Raw genomic sequence first — 12,390 nt, 5'->3', positions numbered from 1 at the left:
GCCAACCACCTTAGTGAGGGGTGTATAGCTATTTCAGTATTTTTACAAAAATTGTATAGCCATATCCGTGTAACGAAACAATAGTGTATAACTATTCCAGTAAAACCAATCACAACTGTATAGTTATTTTAGTAAAGGTCACAGTGGTCTTCCAACTCCCAATTCAAATCACGCAGAAGAAATTGTAAAAGCCGGAATTGAAATTCAATCATGGATGAAAGAACAGAATAGCAAATGGAGTTTGCGAATGGGAATTCATTCGGGCCCTGTTACAGCCGGGGTAGTTGGCGATAAAAAATTCGCCTACGATGTTTGGGGAGATACTGTGAATACTGCCAGCAGAATGGAATCATCAGGCGAAGCCGGAAAAATTAATATCTCGGGAGCAACATATGCACTTGTGAAAGATTCCCCCTTAACAAAGGGGGACACAGGGGGTTGTCAATTCACCCACCGCGGAAAAATCCACGCCAAGAATAAAGGAGAAATAGAAATGTATTTTGTGGAGCGCAGCGAAATGCGAAGCCCCAAAATCACTTTGCGTATATAATTTTAAACTCCATTCTCCTGTTTTGTGCGTGCTCCTCTTCGGTGCAGTCCACATTATCGGCACAGCGGTTCAGCAGTTTGGTTTCGCCATAGCCCTTTACGGAAATCCGTTTTGTATTTATGTTTTGCGCGGCAATATAATTTTTTGCTTCCTGCGCTCGCTTTTCTGAAAGTTCGAGGTTTGATTTAGCATCGCCCCGCGAATCGGTATGCGCTGAAATTTCAATGGAGATTTTCGGATTGTTCTTCAACATGATGGCGGCTTTGTTCAGCACCGATTTTGCTGCGGGCAGCAGTTCCCATTTTCCCACATCGAAATAAATATTTTCCATCACCAGCATTCCATCGGCAGGGTTTCCGAAAGTCGCCTGCATCCAGGGGTCTTCCACAAAAATAGTTGAGAGTTTATTCTGCTCGGGCGGCAAACTGGTGAGCAGCATTTTTGAGTTGGAGGCGATGGATTTATTTACCACCGAATCTTTATCATCCATCAGCAGAATAGTGGTTCCCTTCGGAAGCGAGGCGGTGGCTTTTTCATCAATAGTCAGGTATAAATTTGTGTCTACGGGAAGGTAATTGAAAAAGAATTTTCCTTTTTCATCGGTGGTGGCCACCTGCACCACTTCCTGCTCTTCGTTGATGAGTGAAATTTCTGCATTGGCGAAAGGCATTTTTTTATCGCTGCTCAGCGCAAGTTTTCCTTTCATGTTCATGCGCATGTTTTTGTTTTCTATTCGCAGCAGTTGAAGTTTGCTTTTCTCTTCTCCCGAAAGGAGGAAGCGGAATTTAGTATCGGCATTCAGCGTGGCAATGGCTTCGTTCTCGCGGCTCACTAAATAAATATTTTGTTTGCGCCAGTGCGGATCGTTCACCGCCACTTCCACTGTGTATTCCGTGTTGTTGGGCAAATCCATGAAAAGAAAAGAGCCGAACAAGCCGGTGGAAACGGTTTTCAGAAGTTCATTCTTCGCGTTGTAAATTTTCACGTCCACTGCTGCAAGTGGCATGCGCTCTTCGCCCAGCAGCAAGGTGCCGCCCAGCGCAAATTTATTTTCCGTTGCTCTCGGAAAATCGTATTTCCACACTTCGAAGCCGGAAGAATTTTTTTGCCCGTGTCCCGTGCACACATACGCAGCATTGCCAATTGCGAAAGCAAAAATGTAATCGCGCGTTCCGTAGGGAACGTCTTCTTTTTGTTTCCATTTATCGGTAGAGGCATCGTATTCCCAGAAATCAGCATAGCGTTTCAGTGTTCCGTTATAGCCGTTCGCCACATAGCCGTACTTTCCGTTTGAAAACGCCAGTACGCCAATGCGGGCATTGCCGGGAAAGTCGGCAATTTTTTTCCATTCGTTTTTTGCCGGAGAAAATTTCCATGCGTCTTTCTGCGAGGGAAAAATTTCTTTTCCCTGCCCCAGCAGCACATATACTTCCTCTCCGATTACAAACACGCTGGCATCGGCTCTTCCGCCAGCAGGGAAATCAGATTTTTTAGTCCACTTGTTTGCCAAAGGGTCGTATTCCCACAAGTCAGAATAGTGCGTGTTTTTATTTACGCCCAGCCCGATGTATCCTTTAGTGCCGATGGAAAATCCCACCGCTCCGTAACGTATTCCTCCGGGAAAATTTGCTTTCTGTTTCCATGAATTTTTTTGCGGGTCGAATTCCCAGAAATCATTTGCGCCCTGCTGCATGTTCTGCGAGCCGGTCATGCCGGTGCCGGCATATCCTTTAGTGCCGATGGAAAAACCCGCTGCAGAAATTCGCGGCTCGCCCGGAAATTTTTCCATCTCGCTCCATGCATCGCTCTTCGCATCGTACTGCCAGAAATTTTTTTTGAAGCCGCTGTTGTCGGTTCCCAGCCCGGCATAGCCCTTGTCGGCAATCGTAAAGGCAACGGCTTTTTCAAGCGCACCTTCGGGAAAAGCATTTCGCTTAGTCCATCCTTTGGGCGTTTGCGCGGAAAGAAATCTCCCGGCTCCGGACAGGACAACAAGAAAGATAAGAGGAAGAAAAAACTTTTTCATGCAACTAATCTACCATAAAAAATGATGTGATAGGAAAAGCGATTTCTAATTTCTTGGGAAAGAGTTTTTCGTAATTGCCGTTAAACAAAAAATAATTTTTTAGTTCATACGCACTCCCATTACAAGAATATCATCCACCTGGTCTTCCTCTCCGCGCCAGTGTTCAATGGTGCTGTCGAGAATTCTTTTTTGCTCGGGCATGGGCTTGCGGTGAATGTCGAACAATAAATTGCGGAACTGGCTTTGCATGAATTTTTTTCCTTTCGGTCCGCCAAACTGGTCGGCATAGCCATCGGAGAAAATATAAATCACATCGCCTTTCTGAATTTTTATTTTATGATTGGTGAACTTCTGCGTTTCTTTCTCAAGGTAAATTCCCACAGAGAATTTATTTCCTTTGATTTCAAAAATTTCTCCGTCACGAACGATATACAGGGGATTGAACGCTGCGGAAAATTCAAGTTCGTTATTTTCTTTGTCGAAGGAACAAAGCGTAATGTCCATTCCGTCTTTGGAAGTGGATTCTTCAAAACTGCGCTGGTGCAGCGTGTCGCGCACGCCCTTGCTGAGTTCGTCCAGAATTTTTGAGGGCTCGGTAAATTGATGCTTGCCCATGATTTGTTTCAGCAGGTTATGGCCCACAATGCTCATGAATGCGCCCGGCACTCCGTGCCCGGTGCAATCCACTGCAGCAAACATTACTTTTCCATTCAGGTATTCGAACCAATAAAAATCTCCGCTCACAATATCTTTCGGTTTGTAAAGCACAAATGAATCGGGTAAAAGTTTTTTTACAAAGCCATCGGGCGGAAGAATGGCTTCCTGAATCCGTTTTGCGTAGCGGATGGAATCGGTTACTTGTTTGTAGAACACTTCTATTTTCTGCGCCTGCAATTCTATTTCCGCTTTCTGGCGAACCACTTCGGCCGTGCGCTGCGTTACTTTGTCTGAAAGTATTTGTTCGTTGATGCGCAGGTCTTCTCTCATCTTCAGCAGCGCGAGTCCGAGTTTATCTTCTTCGGAAAGCGGTTTGTAATAGGAATCAAAATTTCCGGTTCCCACTTCGCGGGCAAATTCGGTGGTGAGTTTCATGGTGTCAACAAGGCGGTTGAGCGCGAGGGACATTTCTCCGAGTTCATCTTTTCCTTCGCGTATTCTTTTATCGGGAAGCACCCCGCGCGCCATGCGCAGCAAAAGTTCTTTCACATCGGTTACCGGGCGCACAATGGTTCGTATGGTAAAATAGGCAATGATGATTCCCCCCACAAGAAGAATGATTCCCAGCAGGAGCACCACGTTTTGCAGCCGCGAAAACGATTCGAGCATCTCTTTGTTTTTCTTTGCCGCCTGCTCGTGCTGCTGGTCAATGAGCAATGAAAGATTGTTCAGCACTTTTCTTGTTTTGTCATTCACTTCGCCATCGGCATCTTCCACCATGGGACGTATTTCAAACATTACGTTTGCATCTTCGTAGGCGGAAAATGAATTTAACTGCGTCATGATATAATCCTGAAGCGCCACCAGTTCGTTGAGCAGGTTAAAAATACTTGTGATGGATTCTTTATCGTCTTTGTTCCAGTCCTTGGCAAGGTTATTTATGCGGACTTTCAGCGCGGGGTATTCTTCATTGATAACTTTTCTCAGCTTCTCTTTATCCTCGTGATTGGGCTGCTGAATGTTCACCCAGTTGGACGTGAGCATTTTTGAACGCACCACCAAAATATTTAACTCCTGAAGCGCGCTTACGGAAGGCGTGTAAAGATTAGTGATTTGAGAATTAATCTTGCGGCTTTCCTGCAGGGTGGAAAATGTTAAAGCGAAAGCGCCCAGCGTTAAAAGAATTAAAGAACCGAATCCGGTGGATATTCTGCGCCCAATGGTGAAACGAAAAGCCATAAATCTTCGAAAAGCGAAATATTACGAATGTACAAAATGAAATGAAATGAAATTATCTTTCGTAATTTCGTACAAATTCGTTTTTCGCTGATTAATTATTTTTCTTTCTCAAGCGCTTCTGCTTTCGCTTTGAACTCATCTGATTTTTCAAACTCGTACAAACTGAAATAAATTCCCTGCAGGCAAATGAGCACTTCGCGCCTTTTCGGATTAAGCGCGTATGCTTTCAGCGCATAGGGCAATGCTTTCTTGAACAAATCTTTTGCCTGGTCCTGTATGTTTTCAATTACAATAATGTCGGATTCCACCGGCATGTTATTGATGATGTCAACTCCGTAATTATAGTAGAGCATGGAAAGATTGTAATTGCCCGCCCAGTTGTTTGAATCGAGCATAATCACCTGCTTGTATAATTCTTCCGTCATGCTGAAGAATTTGGTGTTTGCTTTCATATCGCTTCGGAAAATATTTGTGTAATCGGTTGCGAGCGCATTCTTGAAATCAATTTCGAGTTTCTTAATGTTGTAAGTGGGCTCTGCAATTGCAAAACATTCTTTGGCATGTTCAAAATTTTCAATGGCGGTATTGTAGCTGGTGGCATCGAGCAGCGCTCCGGCATCGTTGTAGAAAGTGGAGCCGAGGTATTTGAGTGTTTTACGGATGTCGGCAGAATATTCTTTGGCAGTATCGAGTTCGAGCGCTTTCTTCAGGTAAGTAACTGCATCAATTCTTGTTTTAGATTTTTTATTTCCCGATTCAAATGTTTTATACCAGTCCTTATAAATAAACCCGCGCACATACCAGGCGTATGGGCTCTTTGCGGTTTTCGGGTCGAGCATGGCTTTGTCAATAACTTCGAGCGCCTGCTTCACACGCACATCGGCTGGTAAATTCTGGCTTTGAAGAAGCAATGCGGCTTTGGCAACGCTGTCTGCCTGCGCAAAAACAGTTTCACCGGTCATTACTGACATCAAAACAAAAATCAATATATAAATTTTCCTTTTCATTTATTCTATCTGTATGGCAAGCGATGTGAGCGTGGTGCTTACTTTCAGATTGTATTTTTCTATGTTTGATTTGTTCAGTTCAAAACGCTGCTTGTTATTTTCCACCACAAAATTTATGGCAGAGCCCTGCTTGGCGAGCCCGGATTTTTCAGTAATGATGAGCGTGCTTTTGCCTTTGAGTTTTTTTACTACTTCGGGCAGCAATGCGGAATTTTCTGCCGGCACAAATAAAATATGGCAGATGCCCGTGAGTGATTCTGCATTGGTGAAACTTTTTATTTCAAAGCGCTGGCTGCCTACTGTCTTTGTGTTCAGCAGCGTGGCGAGGTCGTTGTAAAAAGCGGAAGTGCCGAGCACGCCAATCACAAAATTTCCTTCTTTGTACTTATCGGGCCAGTCAATATATTTTGTGAAGTTGTAAATGAACGTGGCTTTGATTTTTGCGTTGGAAGAATTGGGGTCTTGCTGCAGAACGGGCATGCGCACCCAATCTGCCGAAATGCAGAGAAGCGAAATCAATATGGGAATAAATCTTTTCACGCGAGAGTAGTCAATAACCCATTTTTATGCCACAACTTGAAAGCGCCAAAAATCAAAAGCCAAATTCCAACTATGTTTTTAATCTGCATAAAATTGGATTTTGTAATTTGGAAAATTAATAATTGGAATTTCAACATCAGGGCCACACATATTTTCCGGTTTTGTCAATGTAGCCGTTGCTGTAGCCCGCTTTCAAATCGGAAGAAGAAACTTTTGCCAGCCCGTTTTTAAACGTGGTGAGGTATTTAAAATTTTTAGTGATGACTATGTTTCCTTTTTTGTCTATGAATTGAAAGTTTGGATTCTTGGTATCCAAACTGGTGGACACGCACGCCAGTCCTTCCTTGAAATAATCTCCGCCCGTGAACGTAGGCGGAATCACAATTTCACCCGACTTGTTCATGTATCCGTATTTCCCTTTTTTGAAATCACCCACGCGCACCAGCGCCATGCCTTCGGAAAAAGGCCACACACGGTCGAACTTCACATCAATCACCGTCTTTCCGGTTTTGTCTACGAATCCCCACTTGCCGGTGTTTTCATCTCCCTTGCGCACGTTTGCCATTCCTTCCATGAAATCAAAACAATCGTCAAACTGAAAATCAATCACCGCCTTCCCGGTTTTGTCTATGAATCCCCACTTGTTTCCTTTCTTCACGCGCGCAAGCCCTTCAGAAAAATCATACGCGCCATCGTACTCCGCCTTAATCACAAAGTTTCCGGTTTTATCTATATAGCCCATTTTGCTTCCCACCTGCAGGCGCGCAAGCCCGTCAGAAAATTTATAGGCGTAATCGCAGGTTGGTTCCGTAATTGTTTTTCCGGTTTTGTCGAAGTAACTCCACTTGCCCGATTTTTTTCCGCTAGCCATTCCTTCGGAGAAAGGAGTGGTTTTATCGAACTGCGCTTCAATCACCATTTTGCCGGTTTCGTTGATGAAGCCGCGTTTTCCGCCAGCGCTCACTGCCGCCAATCCTTCCGAAAAAGTTTCGGCATAATCATATTGCGGAGCAATGACCACCTTTCCTGATTTGTTGATGTAGCCGAATTTCCCTTTCTCCTCTATGGGGAAAAGCGCTTCTTCTGCGAAAAGCGAAAAAGAAATCAACGCAAATACAGAAACAAAAACGGACTTCAATATTCTTGCTTTCATGGGTTTTGTTTTATTGGGTTGCAAATATCTGATAAAGTTGGCAATGCTAAAAATTTTTTTTCGTAAGAGAAATAATAACGGAAAAAGATTTTGAACGATGAATAGTTCAAAACATTAAAAAAGTTGTAATTTGCACTATTAAAAAAACTAAAAACATGCCAGTACAATCTCCTCTCAATTTTAAAAAGTGGATTGACGAAAACCGCCACTTGCTCAAGCCGCCCGTAGGCAACAAAGTTGTGTACAAAGACACCGAGTTTATCATCATGGTGGTGGGCGGGCCCAATGCGCGCAAGGATTATCACTACAACGAGAGCGAAGAATTTTTTTACCAGCTCGAAGGCGATATTGAAGTGGGCACGCAGCAGGACGGAAAAGCAGTGGATGTTCCGATTAAGCAGGGAGAAATTTTTCTTCTTCCTCCAAAAGTTCCGCACTCACCGCGCAGGGGACCCAACACGGTTGGATTGGTGATTGAACGCGCCAGGCGCGCAGGAGAAAAAGACGGCTTGCAATGGTATTGCGAGAAGTGCAACAATAAATTATATGACGAATATTTTACGCTCACCAATATTATGACGCAGTTCCAGGAAGTGTTTGCGCGGTTTTACGGAAGCAAAGAATTCCGCACGTGCAAAAAATGCGGAACAGTAATGGAACCCCCTAAAAAAGTTGTTGCAGAAGAGAAGGAAACCACGCATTAGTCATAAAAAAGAAATTTAGTTTCAGAATGAAAAGGAAGAAAGGATGGATGGAAGATTGGAAGATGGCTGTTTTCCCAACCCTCCATCCTTCCGCCCTTCCATTATTCCAACCTTTCCATGTTTGATTTTTTTCTTCCCGAGAACGAAAAGAAATTAAAGTACGCGCTGAAAAATATTCTCGGCTTTTCTCCGAGCAATCTTTCTTTGTATTCGCAATCGCTGCGACATACTTCGGTGGCACGTGAACTCAAAGAAGGAATAAAAGACAGCAACGAGCGGCTGGAATTTTTAGGCGACTCTGTTCTCAACATTGTCGTAGCCGAATTTCTCTTCCTGAAATTTCCCTATAAGGACGAGGGCTTCCTCACCAAAATGCGCTCGAAGATGGTGAGCCGCGACCATTTGAATCAACTGGCAGTGAAACTCGGGCTGAATAAAATCATTTCGCAGTCGGGCGACCCCGGCATAAAACATACTTCCATGCATGGCGATGCCTTTGAAGCACTCGTTGGCGCCATTTATCTCGACAAAGGATTTTCCTTCACGCAGAAATTTATTCTACACCGCATTCTGAAATTTCATGTGGACGTGGAAAAAATTCTGGAGACCGAAACCGATTTCAAAAGCAAACTCATTGAATGGAGCCAGCGCGAAAAAAAACCCGTGCACTTCCGCGTCCTGGAAGAAAAAGGAAGAGGATACGACCGCCTTTTCACCATAGGAATTTTTATTGCCGATGATTTTATTTCGCAGGCAATGCACATCTCCAAGAAAAAAGCCGAACAACTCTCTGCCGAGCATGCGTGCGTCAAACTCGGAATTGCCTAACTTCGCAGCCGTAGTATCGTCATGAATTTTTTACTCATCCTGCCGCGCGCGCTGTGGAAATTGTGGTTCATCCTCAACTTTCTAATTACACTCATCCTGCTATACCCGTTCTTTTTTGTTCTGCTCTCGAGCAAAAAATGGTTCGGCACGGCATTTTTGCTCATGCGCGGCTGGGCGAAATGGCTTTGCTACGGAGCGGGAATTTTTCCTTCGGTGAAATATGAACTCGATGTAAAAAATATTCCGCAGCCCTGCGTGTTTGTTTCCAATCACTGCTCGTATCTGGATATTCTGCTGAGTTATGTTGCCATTCCGCATTATTTTATTTTCGTGGGAAAGCAGGAACTCGACAAGGCACCGCTCTTCCGCATTTTTTTCAGGCGCATGAATATTTTAGTAAACCGCAAGAGCACCGTTGATTCGCACCGCGCATTTGTGGAAGCCGCGGAACGGATTGAGCGCGGTGAAAATGTTTTTATTTTTCCCGAAGCCACCATTTCTTCCAACGGAACATTAATTCCTTTCAAGAACGGAGCGTTCAAACTTGCCATTGACAAACAGGTTCCCGTGGTGCCGCTTGTTTTCCCCGACAACTGGAAACTTATGCAGAGCGGAGGATTTTTAAAAGCGCACGGCAAGCCCGGCATTGCGCGAATTATTATACGCCCTCCCATTCACACGCACGGAATGACCAACGAGGATTTGCTACCTTTACGCGAGAAAACAAAACACAGCATACAAACTTCGCTGAATCAGCATCAATAAATGGAAGGATGGAATACCGGAAGATTGGAAAATAGGGATTTGGCTGTTTTCCATTATTCCATCCTTCCAACTTTCCACTCTTCCAAAAACATATTCAGAAGGGAAAAACAAAAACTAAAATCCAATGTCTAAAATAAATGAATCCACCGTTGACAAACTCGCCACCCTTGCGCGGCTGGAATTTAACGGCAAAGAGAAAGAAGAAATCATAAACGATTTAAACCGCATGCTGGAATTTGTGGGCAAGTTAAATGAATTAGACACAACAGGCATTGAGCCGCTCATTTATATGAATGACGAAAAAAATATTCTGCGCGAAGACGAAGTGAAGCAAATCATTTCTCAGAAAGAAGCCCTGCGCAACGCTCCGAAAAAGGATTCCGATTATTTCAAAGTGCCGAAAGTGGTGGAGAAGAAATAATACTATTTCCTTATAAAAATAAACTGCCCTCCTTCATCGCCTGCATTTTTCACCGGCTGCAGGTTTGGTTTCTGCTCAGAGTTATTGGTGACGGGAATTTTTAATTTATCGTATAACTGCGAAGCATCTAAATAAGTTCCTTCATTGTTTTTCAGCGCCTGCAAAAAATAGTAGGCAAAAATGGAATGCCCTTCTTTTCCTCCGTCCATCACCGGCTCAATTCCGCCCGATGTCATTGCCTGCCGCGATTTTAAATTATAGGTTTCGGTATAATATTTTTCGGGCGAATCCATTTTTACAGTTACCGTATTCCCCCTGAAAATATCTCCGCTGAAGCAGGCATCTGAAACCAGCAGCGTGTGTTTTGATTTTATTCCTCCGAGAAATGTCTGCAGGTCGTTGTTCGAAATATACGCGGAGAGCGAAGCCGTTTGCGCATCGGCAGGAACCCAGTAGCCCTTGTTCAGTTCTTTTTTGAACTCTCCGTGCCCGGAATAATAAATGAACACGTTGTCATTCTCCTGCGTATTGTCCACCAGCCACTCGAGCGCGTTCATGATGTTGGCGCGCGTTGCCTGCTCATCATAGAGTGTTTTGAAATTATCAAACTTGTATTTGTTTTTCAGCAGCAGTTCCACCGCCTGTGCATCGTGCACTGCATTTTGAAGTGCGGGCCAGGTTCCTTTGTAATTATCCACGCCAATAATCAGCGCGAAATATTTTCCGGGAGAAAAAACCGATTTGGTTTTGGAAACATTCAATCCCTTGAGCGGGTCGCCTGTGCCGCGGTATAAATCTGCCTGCGCTTTTCTTTCTCCTGTAAGAATAAATTTATTTTTCTCTGCGTTGTAAGAAAATTCTTTTCCTCCGTTCACCAGCAAAACTTTTTCCAAATGGAATTTCTCATCCTTAATGGAGTATTCCGGGTTTTCAAACTGAACGGACGAAAAGTTTTCCTTGAATGATTGCGCATTGTCCACCGATACGGCTGCCGGAAAATTTCCCAGCCCGCTTATGCTTACTGAAAATTCTTCTTTGTCGGCATCGTAGTTGCCGAGCATGCTCTTGCTGAAATCAACTGCGGTTCCGGCATAATAGGCAATGGCTTCGTGCGTGTGCTTCTCAATTATTTTTTTCCGGTTCTCATCGTTCACACGTGTTTGATAGGCATCGGTTTTTTCAAACTCGCCTTTCTTTTCCCATGCTTTCACTTTCAGGTTTACATAATTCTCCACGCTTTTTTCGGGAGTGCCCGCCAGTTTTATAATGTTCATGCTGCACTTCACGGGTTTTGAATCGTAGTTATAGTGCGTGCATTTTTCGGCAGCGATGGCAAATCCTCCGTCAGCGGTGGAAATTATTTTATAAGGCGATTCGTTCATTTCTTTTCCGATGAGCGATGACCATAAAAGTTTTCCTTCATTGGAAAATTTCACCACGGAAATATCTGTGCTTCCGGTTTCGCGCGATTCGGTTTTTCCGCAGAGCACAATGCCGTCTTCGGTTTTTGCAAGCGCGGTGGCTTTGTCTTCATTAATTCCCCCGAAGAATTGTTCCCACTGCATTTCTCCCTGCGCATTCAGTTTCATCACCCACATATCTTCATAGCCGTTTTTGCTTTTTGATTCGTTGTAGCCGCAGGCAATTATTTCATTTCCGCTTACGGTTACATCGGCAAACTCATCATCTTTCTCTTCGCCTTTCGGGTCTGTTGTTCCCACAAAAACTTTATCCCACACTGTATTTCCATTCTGGTCGAGCGCGGTGAGGCGGGCTTTGTTCTCCTTGTATTTTTCTTCCTTGTCATAAGAGTTGGGTTCAATGTATCCCGCAATAATGAATTTACCATCCATCTCGCCTGCCGATTGCGCATAGCAGCGGAAATGCCCGCCAATTTTTTTATCCCAGATTTTTTCTCCGCTGGAATTTAATTTCAGCACCCATGCGGCAATGCTGCTTGAAGAAACAGTCATCTGATTTCCGCATACAAGAAGGTCTCCGGTTTTTGTTTCAAGAACATATTGGGCTTTATCGTCATAGTTGCTGCCGTACGTTTTTTCCCAGAGAAGATTTCCGCTTTCATCAATTTTCACGAGCCAGAAATCATCGGAGCCCGCGCCCTTGGAAGAAGTTTTTCCGCAGAGCACATAGCCGCCCGAAACCGCAGCAATGCAGGTGAAATATTCGGTGCCGCCATAACCGAAATTCTTCTGCCAGATTTTATTTCCGGCAAAATCCAATTTCATAACCGTGCCGTCATAGGTTTGGTTGGAATCGTTCCAGGTTTCTCCGCACACCATAATTTCTCCCATAGCATTTGCACATAATCCATAAGGGCGGTCGTAGTTGCTTTTTGAAAAATCACTTTGCCATTCCACTTGCGGCTGGGAGAAGGAAAGAAAAAAGGAAAAAGAGAAAAGAAAAAAACAAAGAGAAATTTTTTTCATAAGACGAAGGTACAAAAACGGCAACAGGTTAATTTCTTAATTTCGCCTTCCTT

11 protein-coding genes are annotated in these 12,390 nt (G+C 44.0%); 5 read left to right on the top strand and 6 right to left on the bottom strand.

The window, feature by feature from the left end:
• Positions 1–115: 115 nt before the first annotated feature.
• Positions 116–550 carry an adenylate/guanylate cyclase domain-containing protein gene (locus tag HY063_01155; GenBank protein MBI3500379.1) on the top strand — a complete coding sequence of 145 codons (435 nt, stop codon included), beginning with the start codon at positions 116–118 and terminating at the stop codon, positions 548–550.
• Here HY063_01155 and HY063_01150 read toward each other — a convergent pair.
• The 5 genes from HY063_01150 to HY063_01130 all read right to left on the bottom strand — a co-directional run bounded on the left by HY063_01150 (position 534) and on the right by HY063_01130 (position 7,172).
• Positions 534–2,576, bottom strand: a complete 2,043-nt coding sequence (locus tag HY063_01150; GenBank protein MBI3500378.1) for an OmpA family protein — start codon at positions 2,574–2,576, stop codon at positions 534–536. The genes HY063_01155 and HY063_01150 overlap by 17 nt on opposite strands.
• A 99-nt stretch (positions 2,577–2,675) precedes the next feature.
• Positions 2,676–4,472: a SpoIIE family protein phosphatase gene (locus HY063_01145; GenBank protein MBI3500377.1), complete on the bottom strand. Its 1,797-nt coding sequence runs from the start codon at positions 4,470–4,472 to the stop codon at positions 2,676–2,678.
• Positions 4,473–4,567: 95 nt separating this feature from the next.
• Positions 4,568–5,479, bottom strand: a complete 912-nt coding sequence (locus HY063_01140) for a hypothetical protein (GenBank protein ID MBI3500376.1) — start codon at positions 5,477–5,479, stop codon at positions 4,568–4,570.
• On the bottom strand, positions 5,480–6,019 hold the full coding sequence (locus HY063_01135; protein MBI3500375.1) for a YfiR family protein: 540 nt from the start codon (positions 6,017–6,019) through the stop codon (positions 5,480–5,482).
• Positions 6,020–6,155: 136 nt separating this feature from the next.
• Positions 6,156–7,172: a WG repeat-containing protein gene (locus HY063_01130; protein MBI3500374.1), complete on the bottom strand. Its 1,017-nt coding sequence runs from the start codon at positions 7,170–7,172 to the stop codon at positions 6,156–6,158.
• Positions 7,173–7,327: 155 nt separating this feature from the next.
• Here HY063_01130 and HY063_01125 point away from each other — a divergent pair, with 155 nt between their 5' ends.
• The 4 genes from HY063_01125 to gatC all read left to right on the top strand — a co-directional run bounded on the left by HY063_01125 (position 7,328) and on the right by gatC (position 9,890).
• A complete protein-coding gene (locus tag HY063_01125) occupies positions 7,328–7,876 on the top strand; it encodes a 3-hydroxyanthranilate 3,4-dioxygenase (protein MBI3500373.1) in 549 nt (182 codons plus the stop codon).
• 117 nt (positions 7,877–7,993) lie between these two features.
• Positions 7,994–8,704, top strand: coding sequence for a ribonuclease III (gene rnc / locus HY063_01120; protein MBI3500372.1), 711 nt, complete (start codon positions 7,994–7,996; stop codon positions 8,702–8,704).
• A gap of 21 nt (positions 8,705–8,725) precedes the next feature.
• Complete coding sequence (locus tag HY063_01115; GenBank protein ID MBI3500371.1) at positions 8,726–9,469, top strand: 1-acyl-sn-glycerol-3-phosphate acyltransferase; 744 nt, start codon at positions 8,726–8,728, stop codon at positions 9,467–9,469.
• 124 nt (positions 9,470–9,593) lie between these two features.
• Positions 9,594–9,890 carry an Asp-tRNA(Asn)/Glu-tRNA(Gln) amidotransferase subunit GatC gene (gene gatC / locus HY063_01110; protein MBI3500370.1) on the top strand — a complete coding sequence of 99 codons (297 nt, stop codon included), beginning with the start codon at positions 9,594–9,596 and terminating at the stop codon, positions 9,888–9,890.
• Positions 9,891–9,892: 2 nt separating this feature from the next.
• Here gatC and HY063_01105 read toward each other — a convergent pair whose 3' ends face one another.
• Positions 9,893–12,337, bottom strand: coding sequence for a caspase family protein (locus tag HY063_01105; GenBank protein ID MBI3500369.1), 2,445 nt, complete (start codon positions 12,335–12,337; stop codon positions 9,893–9,895).
• Between the last annotated feature and the right edge of the window lie 53 nt (positions 12,338–12,390).

The sequence above is a fragment of the Bacteroidota bacterium genome (assembly GCA_016195025.1).
Taxonomy (GTDB): Bacteria; Bacteroidota; Bacteroidia; order Palsa-948; family Palsa-948; genus Palsa-948.
This window is presented reverse-complemented; position numbering and strand designations above follow the sequence as displayed.